Origin of the sequence: Erythrobacter sp., from assembly GCF_024305245.1 — a bacterium.
Taxonomy (GTDB): Bacteria; Pseudomonadota; Alphaproteobacteria; order Sphingomonadales; family Sphingomonadaceae; genus Erythrobacter.
Window position 1 is genome coordinate 1 of record NZ_JAMWYX010000006.1, and the last position, 17,900, is coordinate 17,900.

17 protein-coding genes and 1 other RNA gene are annotated in these 17,900 nt (G+C 64.9%); 8 read left to right on the plus strand and 10 right to left on the minus strand.

Translation table 11 applies throughout. The features are described 5' to 3' along the window. Both Q0L48_RS09845 and Q0L48_RS09850 read right to left on the minus strand, forming a co-directional pair. Positions 1–800, minus strand: an 800-nt coding sequence (locus Q0L48_RS09845) for a TPM domain-containing protein (RefSeq protein WP_296720744.1), incomplete at its 3' end; no start/stop codon positions are given. 23 nt (positions 801–823) lie between these two features. Beyond that, positions 824–1,426 carry a LemA family protein gene (locus Q0L48_RS09850; RefSeq protein WP_296720361.1) on the minus strand — a complete coding sequence of 201 codons (603 nt, stop codon included), beginning with the start codon at positions 1,424–1,426 and terminating at the stop codon, positions 824–826. Between the two features lie 177 nt (positions 1,427–1,603). Here Q0L48_RS09850 and mscL point away from each other — a divergent pair, with 177 nt between their 5' ends. From mscL to Q0L48_RS09865, 3 genes are all read left to right on the plus strand, one after another. Further along, positions 1,604–2,032 carry a large conductance mechanosensitive channel protein MscL gene (mscL, locus tag Q0L48_RS09855; protein WP_296720364.1) on the plus strand — a complete coding sequence of 143 codons (429 nt, stop codon included), beginning with the start codon at positions 1,604–1,606 and terminating at the stop codon, positions 2,030–2,032. Positions 2,033–2,139: 107 nt separating this feature from the next. After that, positions 2,140–2,496, plus strand: a transfer-messenger RNA (tmRNA) gene (gene ssrA, locus Q0L48_RS09860). Positions 2,497–2,558: 62 nt separating this feature from the next. Next, on the plus strand, positions 2,559–3,266 hold the full coding sequence (locus tag Q0L48_RS09865; RefSeq protein WP_296720365.1) for a hypothetical protein: 708 nt from the start codon (positions 2,559–2,561) through the stop codon (positions 3,264–3,266). A 3-nt stretch (positions 3,267–3,269) separates the two neighbouring features. Here Q0L48_RS09865 and Q0L48_RS09870 read toward each other — a convergent pair whose 3' ends face one another. From Q0L48_RS09870 to Q0L48_RS09885, 4 genes are all read right to left on the minus strand, one after another. Beyond that, a complete protein-coding gene (locus Q0L48_RS09870; protein WP_296720368.1) occupies positions 3,270–3,524 on the minus strand; it encodes a hypothetical protein in 255 nt (84 codons plus the stop codon). Positions 3,525–3,617: 93 nt separating this feature from the next. After that, positions 3,618–4,868 (minus strand): N-succinylarginine dihydrolase, encoded by a 1,251-nt coding sequence (locus Q0L48_RS09875; RefSeq protein ID WP_296720369.1) that lies wholly within the window; start codon positions 4,866–4,868, stop codon positions 3,618–3,620. Beyond that, positions 4,865–5,881 carry an arginine N-succinyltransferase gene (locus Q0L48_RS09880; protein WP_296720371.1) on the minus strand — a complete coding sequence of 339 codons (1,017 nt, stop codon included), beginning with the start codon at positions 5,879–5,881 and terminating at the stop codon, positions 4,865–4,867. Before Q0L48_RS09880 ends, Q0L48_RS09875 begins: the two co-directional genes overlap by 4 nt. Then, the gene (locus Q0L48_RS09885) at positions 5,878–7,101 is read right to left on the minus strand and encodes a hydrolase (protein ID WP_296720374.1); all 1,224 of its coding nucleotides are present in this window, start codon (positions 7,099–7,101) and stop codon (positions 5,878–5,880) included. The genes Q0L48_RS09880 and Q0L48_RS09885 overlap by 4 nt, the downstream gene beginning before the upstream one ends. A 143-nt stretch (positions 7,102–7,244) precedes the next feature. Here Q0L48_RS09885 and Q0L48_RS09890 point away from each other — a divergent pair, with 143 nt between their 5' ends. Continuing rightward, positions 7,245–9,344 carry a malate synthase G gene (locus Q0L48_RS09890; RefSeq protein WP_296720377.1) on the plus strand — a complete coding sequence of 700 codons (2,100 nt, stop codon included), beginning with the start codon at positions 7,245–7,247 and terminating at the stop codon, positions 9,342–9,344. 94 nt (positions 9,345–9,438) lie between these two features. After that, a complete protein-coding gene (locus Q0L48_RS09895; RefSeq protein ID WP_296720379.1) occupies positions 9,439–9,873 on the plus strand; it encodes an ion channel in 435 nt (144 codons plus the stop codon). On the opposite strand, the gene rsmA is transcribed toward Q0L48_RS09895, so the two are convergent. The 4 genes from rsmA to Q0L48_RS09915 all read right to left on the minus strand — a co-directional run bounded on the left by rsmA (position 9,863) and on the right by Q0L48_RS09915 (position 15,539). Beyond that, a complete protein-coding gene (gene rsmA, locus Q0L48_RS09900; RefSeq protein ID WP_296720382.1) occupies positions 9,863–10,687 on the minus strand; it encodes a 16S rRNA (adenine(1518)-N(6)/adenine(1519)-N(6))-dimethyltransferase RsmA in 825 nt (274 codons plus the stop codon). The genes Q0L48_RS09895 and rsmA overlap by 11 nt on opposite strands. Further along, positions 10,680–11,699: a 4-hydroxythreonine-4-phosphate dehydrogenase PdxA gene (gene pdxA, locus Q0L48_RS09905; protein WP_296720384.1), complete on the minus strand. Its 1,020-nt coding sequence runs from the start codon at positions 11,697–11,699 to the stop codon at positions 10,680–10,682. The genes rsmA and pdxA overlap by 8 nt, the downstream gene beginning before the upstream one ends. Continuing rightward, complete coding sequence (locus Q0L48_RS09910) at positions 11,696–13,063, minus strand: peptidylprolyl isomerase (protein WP_296720748.1); 1,368 nt, start codon at positions 13,061–13,063, stop codon at positions 11,696–11,698. The genes pdxA and Q0L48_RS09910 overlap by 4 nt, the downstream gene beginning before the upstream one ends. A gap of 178 nt (positions 13,064–13,241) precedes the next feature. Further along, positions 13,242–15,539, minus strand: coding sequence for an LPS assembly protein LptD (locus Q0L48_RS09915; RefSeq protein WP_296720386.1), 2,298 nt, complete (start codon positions 15,537–15,539; stop codon positions 13,242–13,244). Positions 15,540–15,698: 159 nt separating this feature from the next. Here Q0L48_RS09915 and Q0L48_RS09920 point away from each other — a divergent pair, with 159 nt between their 5' ends. The 3 genes from Q0L48_RS09920 to Q0L48_RS09930 all read left to right on the plus strand — a co-directional run bounded on the left by Q0L48_RS09920 (position 15,699) and on the right by Q0L48_RS09930 (position 17,862). Further along, positions 15,699–17,159, plus strand: coding sequence for a leucyl aminopeptidase (locus Q0L48_RS09920; RefSeq protein WP_296720388.1), 1,461 nt, complete (start codon positions 15,699–15,701; stop codon positions 17,157–17,159). Positions 17,160–17,277: 118 nt separating this feature from the next. Beyond that, positions 17,278–17,424 carry a DUF2256 domain-containing protein gene (locus Q0L48_RS09925; RefSeq protein ID WP_296720390.1) on the plus strand — a complete coding sequence of 49 codons (147 nt, stop codon included), beginning with the start codon at positions 17,278–17,280 and terminating at the stop codon, positions 17,422–17,424. Between the two features lie 3 nt (positions 17,425–17,427). Then, the gene (locus Q0L48_RS09930; protein ID WP_296720391.1) at positions 17,428–17,862 is read left to right on the plus strand and encodes a DNA polymerase III subunit chi; all 435 of its coding nucleotides are present in this window, start codon (positions 17,428–17,430) and stop codon (positions 17,860–17,862) included. The last annotated feature ends 38 nt before the right edge of the window (positions 17,863–17,900 follow it).

Consider the following 17,900-nt stretch of genomic DNA (forward strand, 5'->3'; position numbering starts at 1 on the left):
CCGCCCGAAAAGCCGCCGCCCCCGCCGAAACCGCCGCCGCCGCCCCAGCCGTCGCTGTCACCGCCGGACATCGCGCCGCGCAGGATTGCGCTGCCCACTTCCCACAGGATGATGTCGCGCGCGGTATCGCCAACGCCCCGCCCGCGCGATTCGCCCCGGCTGCCCCAAGGGCCATCGCCCTTCGAGCGGTATTTCCGCCGCCGTTTGGAACGCATGATCGGCAGGACGAAAAAGAAGAACATGAAAGCGAGCCAGATCAGCACGCCGATGGGGAATCCACCGTCGCTCTGCCGCGCCTCGCTCGCCGCAGCGGTGACCTGCGCGGCTTCTTCGGGCGGCAATTGCAGCTGGGTAATGATCGCGTCGGTTCCGGCCGCGATCCCGCCGGGAAAATCGCCCTCGCGGAAGGCGGGCAGGATCTGGTTCTGGATGATCAGCGATGACAACGCATCGGTGAGATAGCCTTCCAGCCCATAGCCGACCTCGATCCGCACCTTGCGATCATTGGGCGCAATCAGCAGCAGCGCGCCGTCATTGCGGGTCTCATCGCCAAGGCCCCATGCGCGGCCCAGCTGATAGCCGTAATCGGCAATGTCATAGCCCTGCAGATCGGGGATCGTGGCGACCACCAACTGCCGCTGCGACTGGGTCTCCAGCGCCTCCAGCTTGGCGGTCAACGCCGCTTCTTCCTCGGGCGAGAGAATGTCGGCATTATCGACCACGCGCCCGGTTAGTTCGGGAAACTCGGGCTGCGCGGCCAGCGGGGACGCAAACATCGCCCCCGCCACCGCGAGCATCATGAGCAGATGGCGAAGCACGCCGATCAGTTGCTCGTCATGTCGAGCGTGGGCGCGGTTTCGGCGCCTTCGGTTACGGCGGCATAGGGCACCAGCGGCTCGGCACCGTGGACGACCGTTGCGCCGATGATATCAGGGAAGGTGCGGATCGTGGTGTTATACTGGCGCACCGCCTCGTTATAATCGCGAATGGCGACAGCAATGCGGTTTTCCGTGCCTTCGAGCTGGCTTTGCAGCGCGATGAAGTTCTGGTTCGACTGGATCTGCGGATAGGCTTCGAAGCTGGCGAGCAGACGCCCGATGCCTTGGCTCAACTGGCCCTGCGCCGCAGCGAATTGCTCCATCGCAGCCGGATCGTCCAGGTTATCGGCGCTGACATTGACGCTGGTGGCGCGGGCGCGGGCCTCGGTCACTTCGGTCAGAATGCCGCGTTCGCTTTCGGCTGCGCCGCGCGCGACTTCGGCGAGATTGGGAATCAGGTTGGCGCGGCGCTGGAACTGCGCCTCGACATCGGCCCACTTGGCCTTGGCCTGTTCCTCGGCCGTCGGCACCGAGTTGATCCCGCAGGCCGCAAGGCTCAGCGCGGCGACAGCGGCAAATGCACCGCGCAGCATGGTGGTGAACGTCATCAATCGATCCCTCCTGAAGGCGCGCGCACCCGGTCATGGGCGGCGCAGCAAGTTCCTGTATTGTCGATATAGCACACCCCCCTGCCGGTTCAAGCGGTGGAGGACAAAATCGCATGGCTTGGCAGGTTGGTGCGAGAGTGCCAGAAGGGGGTAAATAGCGGGCAAAAGGGGATCAACATGCTGTCGGAATTCAAGGCTTTCATTGCCAAGGGCAATGTCATGGAACTGGCGGTTGCCGTCATCATCGGGGGCGCGTTTTCGGGGATCGTGAAATCGCTGACCGACGAGATCATCATGCCGGTGGTCGGCGCGATCTTCGGCAATATCGACTTTTCCGATCGCTACATCGTGCTCGCAGGAGAGGTTGCGCCGGGCACGCCGCTCGCCGCCGCGCGCGAGGCCGGGGCCAATGTGCTGGGGCTGGGGGCGTTTGTCTCGGTCGTGATCAACTTCGTGATCCTTGCGGCCATCATTTTCCTGCTGGTTCGCTACGCCACCAAAATCACCGCGCAGTTCGCAAAGCAGGAGGAGGAAGCCGTCCCCGGCCCGGTCGGCCCGACCGAGGTGGAGCTGCTGACCGAGATCAGGGACGCATTGCGAAAATAGCGCAGTCCCTCCGGGCTGCGATATCCTCGCTCACGCGACCTGAAGGTCGTATCGCTGCGGGCGGCCAGTCGGCCTTGCGGCGGCGCTGCTGCCGTTTGCGCTTTCATCCACTTCACATTCAGGTTTGGCGCGCTATATCAGTCGAGCCGGTTTCGACCGGATATGGCGATAAATGGCTGCGTATAATAGATGCAACGGACCCGGGGGCAGTACCCGGCGGCTCCACCAGAAGCGGCGGCCCATGACAATGGCAACCGCAACTCCTGATGGGGCCGAACCAGGATCGACGTGTGTTGAAAAGCGTAGTTTTTGCCCGGGCTGAGTAACCCGCATAAGGCTCACAAACCATAAGTGCCAACGATAACGAAGCACTCGCAATCGCTGCGTAATTGATGGGCTAACGCCCTGATATTATTAGGCTAAAAAGCGCGGCTGGACCGAGCCGGGCAACAGAATCGGATACCGGGGGCCCGGGGGAGCCTAGCAACAGAATCCCCCACCTTGGTTTTGTACGCAGGAGGTCGCCTTGCGTCGCGTTTCAATCGTCATACTGTGCGGCTTGGCCGGGGCGTTCGCCCTGCCGCTCCCCGCTGCCTCTCAGGAAACCCGCGAATCCTACCTCGCACGGATGCGCGTCATCTGCGACGACGGGTGCCTTCAGCCTAGGCAATTGCTGCGCACCGCCCGCAAGCTGCGCCCCGGTGAGGAGCGCGAAATCGCGGCTATCCTCGACATCGCCGACGTTACGAAGCGCGGTGACAAATACATCCTGCTGCAGCAGACCCCCAACCTTTACGATATGTCCGAGTTCGATTTCGGGATGCCGCAGCTGGACCAGAGTCGCATATCCGATCGCAACAATATCAGCATCGAGATGGACGAGCAGACCCTGTTCGACCTGCTCAATCTGCCGCAGGTTTCAGAAGGGCCGGGCGCGCGCACCGGCAAGACCAGCGGCATCATCGTCGAAGGCGACCGGGATCGCAAATTCGTGAAGCCGTCACTCGCCACTCTCAGGGCCGCGTTCCGCAATCGCCGGATCGTGGTTCGGGGCATGCCCCGGCTCGATGTCGGCTTCGCAGGGGCCCGGCGTGACCGGAAGAACAAGCAATTGACCCTGATGCTCCGCAATGCGGACGATCTGGCGTTGCTGCCGCGCTATGATGGCGATGGAAACCCGATCTTCGACGGGCCGCTTGCGGGGCTGGCCGAGCCGGAGCGCGGCGGGCGTTAGCGATCAATCGGGCCGTTCGCCAGCCTGCGCGCGCAATTGCGCCACTTCCTTTTCCAGTCGGATGCAATCGAGCATTTTCGCGCCTGCCAGAAAAACCGCGCCGGTGGTGGCGAGGAACAGCAATTGTCCGCCAAAGCCGGGGAATTGCTCCAGATAGGCAGAGCCGCGCGCGGTGGAACCGAGCGCAAGAGCATAGATGATCAGAAACGCTTCGAATCGCGTTTTGATCACGAACAGCCTGGCGATCTTTCGGAGCATTGGCTCTCCCGGGGGCAGACTCGGCACCATCTCGCGGCACCGATTTAACAATGTCGTAACCCTAAACCGATCCCGCGCGATCGCGCAAACGCGTTAACCAAGCTGTGCCAGATCGAGCGCATCGAGCAGGGCAAGACGTGCGGCAATCACGCTCGACGCGAGCGATTGTGTGCCGACATCGACCGGATCGATCTGCTCCGGCCAATGTTCGGCGATGGTGCGTTCGATCAGGTCGGCTTTGGCTGCGTCGAGCAGGAAGCGCGGGTCGACCGTCGCCGGATCGCATACCACCCGCAGCCGCAGGCAGGCAGGACCGCCGCCATTGGCCATCGACTGGCGCACGTCGACCGGGATCACCTGCCGGATCGGGCCGTTCCCTGCCAGCATCGCTTGCGCCCAGCCCCATACGCTCGGGCTTTCGCGGCATTCCTCGGGCACGATCAGCGCCATTGTCCCATCCGGCAACGTGACCAGTTGCGCGTTGAACAGATAGGTGCGGATCGCCTCTTTCAGCGTCACGGCGCTGGCGGGCACCTCGACCACTTCCAGCGCGGGGAAGGCGGCGCGGATCGCTTCGTATGCTCCCTGCTGGTCAGCGAAGGCTTCGGCGTGAGTGAACAGCACCCGGCCGTTCGCCACCGCGACGACGTCATTGTGAAACGCGCCGGCTTCGATCGCTGCGCCATTCTGTTCGATGAAGACAGTGCGTGCGGGATCAAGGCCGTGCGCGCGCGCGACAAGGCGGCTGGCCTGTTCGTGCTGGCGTGCAGGGAAGCGCCCGCCGGTCTTGCCGTAAACGAACACTTCGACGCCGGGCGCATCGTGGCTGTCGCACAGCCGCATGTGATTGGCGGCGCCTTCATCGCCGAAACTCGGCGGGACGGCATCGTGGATCGCAAAATGGCGGGTATCGCCGAACGCGGTGTCCAGCTGACGTTTGGTATCGGGCCATTCCTGCGCGCGGTGCAGCATGGTGACGAGGTTCGCAGGCGTCAGATGGCAGCGCCCGTCGGCGGTGTCGGGCGCAGGCGAGACGGTAGCAGCGTTGGCAGTCCACATGCTCGATGCCGACCACGGCGCAGCGCGCAATTGCGGCGGCTCGCTGCCGTCGAGCGCCAGCGCAGACTGCAAAGCGGTGTTGGGGCGGGGCAGGGGCAAAAGATATCCCTGCACCCCCAGCCGCGCCAGATTGCCGCGCATCTTGGCCACTCCCTGCAAGGCCGCGGCCCGCGGATAGGAGGGATCGCCCGCATGGCTGGCGCTGGCGATATTGCCGAGGCTCAGTCCGGCGTAATTGTGACTGGGGCCGACGATCCCGTCGAAATTGATCTCGGTCAGGCTCATCGCGCCACGCTCCACACTTCGTCGCCTTCGCACACGTCGAGCAGATCGGCGCTGGCCGAATCGATCGCGATCCCGCCGTCCGCGTCCAGCGCCCGCGCGCCGAAACAGGCGCGGAAGGTGTCGAGCCGGCCGGTGGCGAGTATCGCCCGCTCGCCTTCGGTCAGCGTCAGGTCGGTTACGGTTGCGCTCGTGCTGTTCTTCACGCTGGTCACCAGATCGGTATGCGCCACCATCGTCGGCCCGCCATCGAATATGTCGACGTAACCATCGTGGCGGAAACCTTCGTTCTCCAGCATCCGCATCGCCGCGCGCCCGGTGGGGTGGGGCACGCCGATGACGCTGCGTGCGTCGTCATCCAGCATGGCGATATAGACCGGGTGTTTGGGCATCAGGTCGGCGATGAACTGGTTGCCGTTGATCGCGTTGAAATAGTCCGCGTCCTGAAAGCTCATCCCGAAGAACCGGCCCGCGACCCCTTCCCAGAAGGGCGATCCGCCGCGTTCGTCGATGATCCCGCGCAGCTCTGCCAGAATGCGTTCGGCGAAACGGCGGCGGTGCATCGCCACGAACATATAGCGCGACCGGGCGAGCAGCAGGCCAAGTCCGCCGGCGCGTTCATTGGGGTGAAGGAACAGCCCGCCCACCTCGCTCGATCCTTCGAGATCGGTGACAAGGCTGAGCAGTTCGGCGCGCACGGTGCGGTCCAATTCCTGCGAATACTGGGTCAGCGTGTTGAGGCGATAGGAATAGAACGGCCAGCGCTGGCCGACCTGCGTCATCAACTGGCAGGTGCCGCGCACTGCGCCGGTGCGCACGTTTTCCAGCACCAGCACGAAAAGTTCATCCGAAAGCGTATCCGAATCGCGGGCAAACGACCCCTCGGCGCGTTCCAGCTTGGTCCGCAGTGCCGTGCGATCAGGCGGCAGATTGGTGAAGCCGCCGCCAGTCAGCTTGGCCATTTCGTACAGCGCTTCAAGATCGGAAACGCGCGCGGCGCGCAGGCGGAAACTCATGCAGGTGTTCCTTCGGTAACGGAGCCCTCGGCCAAGGCGCCTTGCGACAGGCGCTCGATCACGCGGGCGGACAGGGCTGCCCGCTCGGCAAGGCTGGGGACGATCAGAAATTCTTGCGGGGAATGGATCGCGCCGCCGCGCACGCCCATGGTGTCGACCACCGGCACTCCGCAGGCGGCGATGTTGTTGCCGTCGCACACGCCGCCGGTGGATTGCCAGCGGATGTCCTGTCCCAGTTCGGCGCCGCAGTTACGCACCAGATCGAACAGGCGCTGTGCCGCAGGATCGACGGCCTTGGGCGGGCGCGTGACCCCGCCGTGGCGATGCGTGGCGACTTCGTGCGCAGCCTCAATATCGAGCAGCAAGGCTTTGAGGTCACAATCGAAGGTTTGCATCGCGCCAGTCGATTTCGGGCGGATGTTGAACCGCAGCACGGCATGATCGGGCACCACGTTATTGGCCGCGCCGCCTTCGAGTTTGGCGGGGTTGATGGTGATATCATCGCTCTCCATCGCCTTCAGCCGCAGGATGAGATCGGCGGCTGCGACGATAGCATTGCGCCCCTCATGCGGGTTGCGACCGGCATGGGCGGACTTGCCGGTGAAAGTGATCGAATAGTTGCCCGTCCCCCCGCGCTCATGCGCCAGCGTGCCATCGGGCAGGGCGGCGGGTTCATAGGTCAGCGCGGCGAGCTTGCCGGCCGCCATCTTCGCGATCAGCGCAGCGCTGGCAAGCGACCCGGTCTCTTCGTCCGCATTGATCAGCACGTCATAGCCCAAGGCCGAGGCGCTGGCGGTCTGCTCGAACGCCAGCAGCGCGTGCAGCATCACGGCAATCCCGCCCTTCATGTCGGCCACGCCCGGCCCGTTCAGCGTGTCGTCGTCCAGCCAGCGCCGGGATTGAAACGCATGATCGGCGGGAAATACCGTGTCCATATGTCCGGTCAGCAGGATACGGCGGTTGGCCTGCGGGCGCACGCGCACGATCAGGTGCTGGCCGTGCGGCTTGTCGAAGGCGGTGCCATCGGCGGCAATCGCGGTAACGGGAGCCGGGTCGACCAGTTCGATCGTGCCGGGCAGGGTGGCGAAGGCTTCGGCGAGTGCGGCGGCCTGCGCGGCCAGACCTGCAAGGTTGCCGGTGCCGGTATTGATCGCGCTCCACGCCTGCACCTGTTCCAGCATGGCGGGCGTATCGAAGGCAGAAAGCTTGGTCATGGTCATCCGCCAACCTCTAGCCGCCCCGACGCGCCAGTCCAACCCGTTGCGGGCTGGCAGACCGTTGCAATGCACTGCCCTCTGCGCCATAGCGCGCCCCGTTCTCTCCTCCCCAGGACTTGCCCCCAGCCAGATCCAAGAGGACGCCAATGACTGACATGACCACCCGCGCCGGACTCGCCATCGATTCCCGCTTGGCGAGCTTCCTTGAAGCCGAGGTGCTGAAGCCGCTGGGCCGCGATGCGGACGCGTTCTGGCAGGGATTTGCCGCGCTGCTGGCCGACTTCGCCCCGCGCAACCGGGCGCTGCTGGCCAAGCGCGAGGAATTGCAGGCTGCGATCGATGCATGGCATGTCGAGCGCGCCGGAAAGCCTCATGATGCAGAGGCTTACAGGGCGTTCCTCACAAGCATCGGCTACCTCGTGCCGGAACCGGGCGATTTCACGATCGGCACGCAGAACGTCGATCCCGAAATCGCCACAATGGCTGGCCCGCAATTGGTCGTGCCGATCCTCAATGCGCGGTTCCTGCTGAATGCCGCCAATGCGCGCTGGGGAAGCCTGTATGATGCCTTTTACGGCACCGACGCGCTCGATGCGCCGCCCGCGCAGCCAGGCGGTTATGACGAGGCGCGCGGTGCGGCGGTGATCGCCCGCGGGCGGCAGTTTCTTGATGAAACATTCCCACTGGCGAGCGGTAGCTGGGCAGATTTGACCAGCCGCGAGGCGCTGACGCTGGCCGATCCGGCGCAGTATATTGGTGAGACCGAGAAGGGCCTACTTCTCAGGAACAACGGTTTGCACATCGAAGTTGTGTTCGATTCGAGCACTCCGGTGGGCACGACCGACAAAGCAAACATCGCCGACATCATCGTCGAATCCGCGCTGACCACTATTGCCGATTGCGAGGATTCGGTCGCAGCCGTCGATGGAGAGGACAAGCTGCTCGCCTACTCCAACTGGCTCGGCATCATCCGGGGCGATCTGGAGGAAAGCTTCGAGAAGGGTGGGCGCACGCTGACCCGCAAACTGGCGGGCGACAAGACCTACACCGCTCCGGACGGCAGCGCCCACGCGCTCCCGGGCCGCAGCCTGATGTTCGTGCGCAATGTCGGCCACCTGATGACCAATCCTGCAATCCGGCTGGCGGACGGGACGGAAATCCCCGAGGGCATCATGGACGCGGTGTTCACCAGCGCGATCAGCACACTCGATGTCGAAGGGCATAGCACGTTCGGCAATTCGCGCTGCGCCAGCATCTACATCGTCAAGCCGAAGATGCATGGGCCTGAGGAATGCGCCTTCACCAATGACTTGTTCGATGCAGTTGAGGATTTGCTCAAACTGCCGCGCCACACCATCAAGGTCGGCGTGATGGACGAGGAGCGCCGCACCTCGGCCAATCTTGCCGCCTGTATCCATGCGGTGCGCGACCGGATCGTGTTTATCAACACCGGCTTCCTCGACCGGACAGGGGATGAAATCCACACCTCGATGCGCGCCGGGCCGATGCTGCGCAAGGGCGCAATGAAAGGTTCCGATTGGCTCAAGGCTTACGAGGCGCGCAATGTCGCCATCGGGCTGCGCCACGGCCTGTCGGGTAAGGCGCAGATCGGCAAAGGTATGTGGGCCGCACCCGATCTGATGGGGCAGATGATGGTCGAGAAGATCGGCCACCTGCGCGCAGGCGCCAACACAGCATGGGTCCCGTCGCCTACCGCCGCGACGCTGCACGCGCTGCACTATCATCAGGAGAATGTGTTTGCGATCCAGCAGAGCCTGCCCGAACCGGCGGGTCTGGATGCGCTGCTCAGCATTCCGCTTGCCGAGGGCGTCAATTGGTCCGAGGCCGAGATCACCGAGGAACTCGACAATAATTGCCAGGGCCTGCTCGGCTACGTGGTGCGCTGGGTCGATGCGGGCGTCGGCTGTTCCAAGGTGCCGGACATCAATGATGTGGGCCTGATGGAAGACCGCGCGACCTTGCGCATTTCCTCGCAGCACATCGCCAACTGGCTGCTGCACGGGGTGGTGAGCGAGGCGCAGGTGCTGGATTCCCTCGCCCGCATGGCCGCCAAGGTCGATGCGCAGAACGCAGGCGACCCGCTCTATGTGCCGCTCACCGGCAATCAGGACGGCCCGGCCTATCGCGCGGCGAAGGACTTGATCTTCAAGGGCGTTGACCAACCCAGCGGCTATACCGAACCGCTGCTGCATCAATGGCGGCAAGTGGCCAAGGGTCAGGGGTAACCCACCGCTGCGGCGCACTGCATGACAAGATGAATCGACCGCTCGCCGGGGCTGAACGTGGAACATTCGCCGTCTGGTTCCGGTTGCTCCCGAAATGACGGATGCGGAACTCTCGGTGCTTGCTTGGGGTGTCGGCCTGCTGTTTGCTTACGGCGCTATTCATCTCGGCGGGCTGGAACTGATCAGGAAGGTGAGGCCTAACGGGAAAGCGCACAGCTCGCTCGGCCTGCTGTTCACCTTCTGGGGGCTGGCCCTGTTGCACCTGTTCGAAATCGCGCTGGCAGCGGTGTTGCTGGCCTATCTGCTCGCCGAGCCCGGCTATGGCACACTGACCGAAGGCTTCGGCAGTTCGGCGGCGGATTATCTCTATTTCGCAGGGGTATCGTTCTCCACCCTGGGATATACCCAGCTTGAGGCACACGGGGCGATCCGGTTGCTGGTGATGCTGCTTTCGCTGAGCGGGTTCATGCTGATCACCTGGTCGGCCAGCTTCATCTACACCATCTGGGGCGAAACCTTCAGGGATTGAGCGCCCGCGCAACCGCCACGAACTCCGCGACGCTGACCGTCTCGGCCCGGCGTGTCTCGTCGATCCCGAGACTGGCGAGCGCAGGCAACGCGCCCGGCACGCCCTTCAGGCTCTGGCGCAGCATCTTGCGGCGCTGGCCGAAGGCGGCTTCGGTCAGGCGTTCGAGCGTCCGCGCCGATACGCTCTCGGGCATCGGCGCAGGGGTCAGGTGGACAATCGCGCTCATCACCTTGGGGGGCGGGGTGAAGGCGCTGCGGTGGACTTTCATCGCCAAGGCCACCTCGGCGCGCCACTGGGCCAGTACAGCAAGGCGGCCATAGGCATCATCGCCCGCCGAGGCGACGATCCGCTCGGCCACTTCGCGCTGGAACATCAAGGTCAGCGATTGCCATTGCGGCGGCCAGTTTTCCCCGCTCAGCCAGCGCACGAACAGCGCGGTGCCGACATTGTAAGGCAGGTTCGACAGCACGTGGAACGGCTCGCCGCCCATCAGCGCGCCGTGATCGAGCTTGAGCGCGTCGCCTTCGATCACGGTCAGTTGTTCCGGGAAGCTCTCACCCAGTTCCGCCAGTGCAGGCAGGCAGCGGCGATCCATCTCGATCGCGGTCACCTGAGCTCCGGCTTTCAGCAGCGCCCGCGTCAGCCCGCCGGGGCCGGGGCCGACTTCCAGCACCTTCGCACCCGTCAGATCGCCCGGCAAAGCGGCAATGCGGGCGAGCAATTGTTCATCGAGCAGGAAATTCTGCCCCAGCGCCTTGGACGCGGCGAGGCCGTGCCGCTTGATGACATCGCGGATGGGGGGAAGATCAGCCATGCGCCGCCGCTCGCGCCGCCACCATATCGGCCGCCATCACGATGGCCGCCAGCATCGCGCCGGGATCGGCCACGCCCTTACCGGCAATGTCGAAGGCGGTGCCGTGATCGGGCGAGGTGCGGATGATCGGCAGGCCTAGAGTGACGTTCACGCCTTCGTCCACCTCCAGAGCCTTTAGCGGGATCAGTGCCTGATCGTGATACATCGCGAGCGCCGCGTCATAGGTCGTCCGCATCCGGGGGGTGAACAGCGCGTCGCCCGGCACCGGGCCGAAAGCGTCGATGCCTTCTGCCTGAAGCGCGGCGATGGCGGGGGCGATAATGCGCGTTTCCTCGTCGCCGAACTTGCCGCCTTCGCCCGCGTGCGGGTTCAGCGCGGAGATGGCGAGGCGCGGGCTGGCGATGCCGAAGTCGCGGCTCAGGCCCGCCGCGACGATCCGCGCCTTGTGAGTAATCAGATCGGTGGAGAGTAACGTAGGTACTTCGGCGAGCGGCGTGTGAACCGTCAGCGGAACGGTGCGCAAACTCGGCCCCGCCAGCATCATCACCGCATCGCGATAGGCCAGACCGCAGGCATCGGCGAGGAATTCGGTCTGGCCGGGATAATCCCACCCGATTGCTGCCAGCGCGCTTTTGGCGACCGGCGCGGTGACAAGGCCCGATGCGACGCCCGACAGGCTGAACTTCGTCGCCCAGCTGAGCGATGCGAGCGCCAGCCGCGCGCCTTCAGAACCGGGATTGCCCGGTGCCCACGGCGCGTCCAGACCGGCCATCACCGGCAGGCCCGCGGCCGATGCGAACAGGGCCTCGGCGGGATCGGCAATCGGCACGATTGCGCAGTCGATGCCCAGCGCTTCGGCGGCGTTGCGCAAGATGTCCGGCCCGCCCACGACGAATGCGGGCGGTGCGCGGCGTTCCCGCCGCAGGCGCACCCACGCGCCGAGGATCACCTCCGGGCCGATGCCCGCCGGATCGCCCAGCGCGATAGCGAGGGGAGCGGCCTGTGCGCTCAATTGTACTCGATATAGGCGTCATTGCGCAGATCGCGCAGATAGCGCTGTGCACGCTTGTTGATGCGCTCCTGCTCGATATCATCCATCACTGCGGCAAAGGTAGGCGCACCGGCATCGGCGGGATCGTCGCGCCCGCACAGCATCAGCACGCGCACGCCTTCCTCCACGCCGCCGAACAGCGGTGTGGTCTGGCCGATCTGCAGGTTGAGGATGATCGCGCGCAGCTGTTCGGGCAGGCTGGCGGCCTTGATCTGATCATTGGTCACGACCTGTGCCCCGATCGCGGTCGCTCCGGCTTCGACATCGCCGCAACCCCGCAGGGATTCGACGAAAGCGCCGAACTCGTTGACCTTGGCTTCGGCCTCTGCTTCCGAAACTCCGGGCTCGAAGTTGATGGCAATCTGCTTGAGGTTCAGCAGCGCCTCGTTCGGGTCGGCCATCAGCACCTGCCGCTTGTTGATCAGGTAAATGATCGAAAAGCCGCCGGGGATCTCGATTGGCCCTTGCAACTGCCCCGCTTGCATCTGCCGGGCGGAGTCCGCCAGTTGCGGCGGAAGCTGCCCGAGCCGGACCCAGCCCAGATCGCCGCCGACGACCGCAGTGGTCGCTTCGGAGAACTGCCGCGCATAGGCGACAAAGCTGCCGCCCTGCTGGAGTTGCTGCATGATCGCCTGCGCATTGGCCAGCACCGCCTCGCGGTTTTCGCTAGTGGCCGACAGGTAGATTTCGCCCAACCGGTATTCGTCCGTCCCGCGCGATGCTTCGAGCCGGGCCAGCACGTCGTTCACTTCTTCGGCCGAGACATTGACGAACGGCATGATGTTGCGGCGGAGCAGGTTTTCCCACGCGATTTCGCCTTCGATCTGGCGCTTGAGCGAATCGGGCGATGAACCGATCGACAGCAGATATTCGTCCATCTTCTTCGGCTCGGTGGCGAAGTTCTGGGCCGCGAGCTGCTGGTAGGTCTGCTCCACTTCCTCGCGTACGACCTTCATCTCGGCTGCTTCGGCGGCCTGCACCTTGAGCGTTTCGTCGATCAGGTTGCGCAGCACCTGCACCCGCAGGCGCAGCAGCTCCTCTTCGGGGATCGGTGCCTCCGATGCCGAGGTGACCAGCGCCACGCGCTGATCGATATCGGTGCCGGTGATGACATAGCCGTTCACCACGGCCGTCGCGGTGCGGCGGTCGGGATCGGCATTGCCGAAAATCGTGACGTCCTCCGGCAGGCCGAAAGGGTTGTTGGCAGTCGGCACGGCAACGGTCTGCGCAGGCGCAGAGGCCGGCACCATGGCGAGGGCGGCAAGCCCTGCCAGCATCACGCCGCTGCGTGTCTTCAGCCCGGCCTTTTTGGAAAACAGCTTGATTGTCACTCGTTCATTCCCGCCTTTGGTAAATCTTCGCGCGACCCCTCACGCAATATGTGCCGCGGTTGCGTGATCGCGGCTGAACGGAAGCTGAGTTGTGCCGCTCCCGGCACCGGCCTCCGATCTATCGCGACGCGGCCTTAGCCCGTTTCCTTCGCGCTGCCAATTCGTGCCGGTGTTACCGGAAACCGAGGTTGCGCAAGGCAAAGAACACCTGAAACGCGTTGCCGCGCGCCGCGTCGCCCGCCGAGATGAAATCGCGCCGCCAGGTCGCGCCCAGTTCGATGCAGTCGTCCTGATAGGCGATGCCGAGCCGGGTGCGGATCGGCTCGAACCCGTCGGGCTGGAAAACCGGATCATCCGCCGCATCGGTGAGGTTGACCACGCCCGACCCGAAGATCGACCATTTGCGGCCGATCGCGATACGTGCGGCGGCACGCAGTTCCTCGCGGTCGCGCAGGTCTTCCACCGTCTGGATGTCGCGGTTCAGCTGCAGGTAGCCGAATTCCAGATAGGTGCGGCGCGATCCGATGGTGGCGTCGATTTCATTGCGGCGCACCGCGAGATTGTCCTTATCGAGCCGGAAGCGGTGCGTGAGGCTAACATAGTCGCGGAACCGTATCTGGGTGCGCCCGACGAAGTCCGATACGCGTTCGGACAGGCCGGTGCCGACCGGGAAGATCTGTTCTTCCTGATCATCGAAGCGGTAGGATTGGCCGATTGTGGTCGATACCCGCCAGCCGGGGCGCTGCAATTCCCAGTCCAGCCCCCAGGTGATGCGGGTGCCGTCCTCGACCCGGTCGTAACCGGGGAAACGGTTGAGCGCGAACAGATTGGAATCCTCCAGATCGATCGCGCGCGCATCTTCGTTGGGGAGGGCAAGGTTGCGCAGCTTCGGGCTGGCGACGATCTGCACCCGCGGCTTCAACACCTGCGTGCCGCCGAAGGCCTCGCCCACGAACGGCCATTCGATGTCGATCGCGGCGGTGGCGATGCCGCGGGTGGTCCAGCCCTCTGTGCCGCGATAGCTGGGGGTGGTGGTGGCAAGGATGTTGTCGGTGTTGTAGATGTCGCCGCGCACCAGCGCGGTCAGCGTCACCACCTGACCCATCCCCGTCAGCCGCTGCAGATCCCACTGCGCCCCGGCAAAGGCGCGCTGCGTATCCTGCCCGTCGTTGCGCAGCAGGGCTAGGCTGTTGACCTGAAATTCGATGTCGCCGCCCAGCACCGGGTCTTCGACGATCTGGCGATAGTCGAGCGCGGGCAGGGCCAGCGGCACCTGCCCCTGATCCGCATTGATGCGCAGGGTCTGCGTTGCCCATCCGGCGAGCGAGAAATAGGAATCGTCGGTGATGCGTTCGAGATTGATGGTCGAACGCAGCCGGTCGTCACGGCTGAGATCGTAACGCCGCAGGAAGGTGCGGTCGCTGGCAAGCCGGACCGATGTGGTCAGACTCCATTCGGGCGAAAACTGGAAGCGGCCATTACCTTCGATATAGCCGCGCGGATCGCGTTCGAAGCTTTCCTCGCCGGTGAAGTCGGTCAGCCGGTCGCTGGCAGTAAGATAGCCGGTGACCTGATAGGCGCCCTTGTCGGTCAGATGCCGCCATTGCGCGCTCGCCATCGGGGCAACGTTGGAGAACACATAGCCGCCCAGTGTCAGGTCGCGGTTGTCGCCCAGCCGCCAGTAATATTCGCTGGACAGCTCTAGCCCGTTGACCTGGCTGATGCGGAAATCGGGAACGAGAAAGCCGGATTCGGCCCCGCCGTCGGTGCGCAGCGCGAGGCCCGGCAGCGGCAGGATGCGCGCGCCGAACAGTTCCAGCATGGCCCCGGTGAATTCCACCCGCTGGGTGTCCGGGTCAAAGCTCACACGCTTGGCGGTGATGCGCCAGCTGGGATCCTTCGCGCAGCCCTCGGCATCGGTGACGGCGCAAGCGGTATAGGCCGCATCGGTCAGCAGCGCGACGCCATCCTCGCCCCGTTCGGCCGATCGCGCTGCCAACCGGCCACCGGCGCGCAAGGCGATCAGCAATTCGGCCATTGCGCCGGTTTCGAAGGTCTCGCTCAGTTCGACCTGATCGGTGAAGAGCTGGTTGCCGGCCTCGTCCACCAGCCGGATATTGCCGGTGGCGATGATCTGGCCGGAGCCGCGATCCCACGTCACCGCGTCGGCCCGCACCGATCGATCGTTAGAACGCAGGATGACATTGCCGCGCGCGGTGACGGTATCGGTTTCGTTGTTGTAATCGAGTTGCTCGGCCTCGAAATCGATCACCGATCCGGCTATTTCGTTCTGGACTTGCAAGGCGGGCGTGGTCGGAGGCGCGGGGGCAGGGGCATCCTGCGCGGCGAGCGCCGCAGGGGCGGCCAGAAGCACCAACGCCAGCGACAGCCGCGACGCTGCCCCCTGCGCCGGGAAGCGCAAGGCAGGGCGCGCGGAACTGCGCGATCCGATCGACAAGCCTCCCGACATGGCCTTGCCTATTGCACCGCTCGCGCCTAATCGCAATCGCGTTTGCGGCCTTGTGCGCGCCTTGTCGGCCCATACGTCGGCAGGTGCAGCCAGCGGCTTTCTTATATCGGGCGGAGCCAAGCGCTGCGCCGGCAGCTTGCCCCTTCCAGCGGAGACACCATGCAGATTCATTTCACCGCCTCGCCCCCCGCCGATATCCGCCTGCGCGCGCGGATCGTGAATCAGGGTGCCAGCCTTGCCGGGATCGATCAGGCGCTGGTCGATGGTGCGGCAGCGGCGCGCTTCACTGGCCGTGTCGGTCAGGTGTTCGAAGGTTTCGCCAGCGACGGTGGTACCCTGCGGCGGATCGCGCTCGCGGGCGCGGGCGAGCCGACTGCGGGCGAGCGGAGGCTCAACCTCGAACGGGCAGGCGCAGGGCTAACCGCCAAGTATCTGGTTTCGGGCGAGACCGCGATGGTGCTCGACCTTGGCGGCGCGGGGCTTTCTGCAGATGATGCCGCGGCGGTGCTGCTGGGCCTGCGCCTGCGCGGATGGCGGCACGACAAGTATCGCACCAAGCTGGCGGCGGACAAGCGCCCCAGCCTCGCCACAATCCATGTCACCGGCGCGCCCGACGGCACCGAAGCCGCGTGGCAGCGCGAGGCGGCGCTGGCCAAGGGGGTCGAGTTCACCCGCGTGCTGGTCGCCGAACCGGCCAACGTGATCTACCCCGCCAGCTTCGTCGCCGCGTGCGAGGAAGCTTTCGCTGGCACCGGTGTTGAAATCACCGTGCTGGGCGAGGCCGAGATGGAAGCGCTCGGCATGGGCGCGCTGGTCGGCGTGGGTCGCGGCTCGGAACGCGAATCGAAACTGCTCGCGATCCGCTGGAACGGCGGCGCGGCAGGCGACAAGCCCACCGTGTTCGTCGGCAAGGGCGTGACCTTCGATACCGGCGGTATTTCGCTGAAACCGCCGCCGGGCATGGAAGACATGAAGTGGGACATGGGCGGTGCTGGCGCGGTTGCAGGGGCCATGCTGGCGCTCGCAGGGCGCAAGGCGAAGGCCAATATCATCGGCGTGATGGGTCTGGTCGAGAACATGCCCGACGGCAAGGCGCAGCGTCCCGGTGACATCGTCACCACCATGAGCGGGCAGACGGTCGAAGTGCTCAACACCGATGCCGAAGGGCGGCTGGTGCTGTGCGATGCACTGCACTGGGCGCAGGAACAATATGACGCGGCGCGGATCGTCGATCTCGCCACGCTGACCGGCGCGATGATCATTGCGCTGGGCAATGAACATGGCGGGATGTTCGCCAATGACGATACGCTGGCCGACCAATTGACCGCAGCGGGCAAGGCCAGCGGCGACAAGCTGTGGCGGATGCCGCTGGGGCCGAATTACGACAAGCTGATCGATTCGCCGATCGCCGACATCAAGAATGTCGGCCCGCGCGAGGCCGGATCGATCACCGCCGCGCAGTTCCTCCAGCGCTTCATCAAGAACGGCACCCCGTGGGCGCATCTCGACATCGCCGGCATGGTGTGGGCCTCCAAGCCCGGCCATTCATGGGACAAGGGCGCGACGGGTTATGGCGTGCGGCTGCTCGACCAGTTCGTGCGGGATGTGGTCGAAGGTTGATCGGAAGGGCGCAAATCGGCCTGAAGGGCCGCAAGCGCGACTGCGCGCCCGCAGCGATGCGACCTTCAGGTCGCGTGAGCGAGGAAGGCAAGGGCGCGGACGCGCCCGCAGGCAAATAATGCCGAAAATGAGGCGCAAATCCGATCTGCCGACAAAGACCTGCCTCGCCTGCGGGCTGCCTTTTGCATGGCGCAAAAAGTGGGAGCGCGATTGGGACAATGTGAAGTATTGTTCCGACCGCTGCAGGCGCGGCAAAGGGGGATAGCCGGTGAAGCTCGATTTCTGGCAGGTCACTGACGATCCGGTCGAAAAAGTCGTCGCCCTGATCGCAAAGCGCGTGCTCGGCGAGGGCGAGCGGGTGCTGGTGGTGGCCGCCGATGCCGATCAGCGCGCCGCGATCGCCCGCGAATTGTGGCAGGCCGGGCCGGACAGTTTCCTCGCGAATGGCGAGGCTGACGCGCCCGGTGCCGACCGCCAACCGATTCTGCTGTCGGGCGATCTTGCCGCACCCAACGGGGCGACCCGCCTGATCCTCGCCGATGGCGTCTTCCGCGACAGCGAAGGGTTTGCTCGCGTCTTCCTGTTGTTCGCTCCGGACGGTGCGCCCGAAGCGCGAAAGGCATGGCGCGCGCAGGATGGTCACGCCGATCTCGAACGAGCCTATTTTGCGCAGGAAGACGGGCGCTGGGTCAAGAAGGGATGAGGGCTTGCCGCTGGCGCTGCAATGAGTGATGTTGGCGC

Bases quoted from the DNA above. Each gene is read 5' to 3' on its own strand.
- Q0L48_RS09850 (WP_296720361.1), bottom strand. From the start codon at position 1,426: ATGACGTTCACCACCATGCTGCGCGGTGCATTTGCCGCTGTCGCCGCG.
- mscL (WP_296720364.1), top strand. From the start codon at position 1,604: ATGCTGTCGGAATTCAAGGCTTTCATTGCCAAGGGCAATGTCATGGAA.
- Q0L48_RS09870 (WP_296720368.1), bottom strand. From the start codon at position 3,524: ATGCTCCGAAAGATCGCCAGGCTGTTCGTGATCAAAACGCGATTCGAA.
- Q0L48_RS09875 (WP_296720369.1), bottom strand. From the start codon at position 4,868: ATGAGCCTGACCGAGATCAATTTCGACGGGATCGTCGGCCCCAGTCAC.
- Q0L48_RS09880 (WP_296720371.1), bottom strand. From the start codon at position 5,881: ATGAGTTTCCGCCTGCGCGCCGCGCGCGTTTCCGATCTTGAAGCGCTG.
- Q0L48_RS09885 (WP_296720374.1), bottom strand. From the start codon at position 7,101: ATGACCATGACCAAGCTTTCTGCCTTCGATACGCCCGCCATGCTGGAA.
- Q0L48_RS09890 (WP_296720377.1), top strand. From the start codon at position 7,245: ATGACTGACATGACCACCCGCGCCGGACTCGCCATCGATTCCCGCTTG.
- Q0L48_RS09895 (WP_296720379.1), top strand. From the start codon at position 9,439: ATGACGGATGCGGAACTCTCGGTGCTTGCTTGGGGTGTCGGCCTGCTG.
- rsmA (WP_296720382.1), bottom strand. From the start codon at position 10,687: ATGGCTGATCTTCCCCCCATCCGCGATGTCATCAAGCGGCACGGCCTC.
- Q0L48_RS09915 (WP_296720386.1), bottom strand. From the start codon at position 15,539: ATGTCGGGAGGCTTGTCGATCGGATCGCGCAGTTCCGCGCGCCCTGCC.
- Q0L48_RS09920 (WP_296720388.1), top strand. From the start codon at position 15,699: ATGCAGATTCATTTCACCGCCTCGCCCCCCGCCGATATCCGCCTGCGC.
- Q0L48_RS09925 (WP_296720390.1), top strand. From the start codon at position 17,278: ATGCCGAAAATGAGGCGCAAATCCGATCTGCCGACAAAGACCTGCCTC.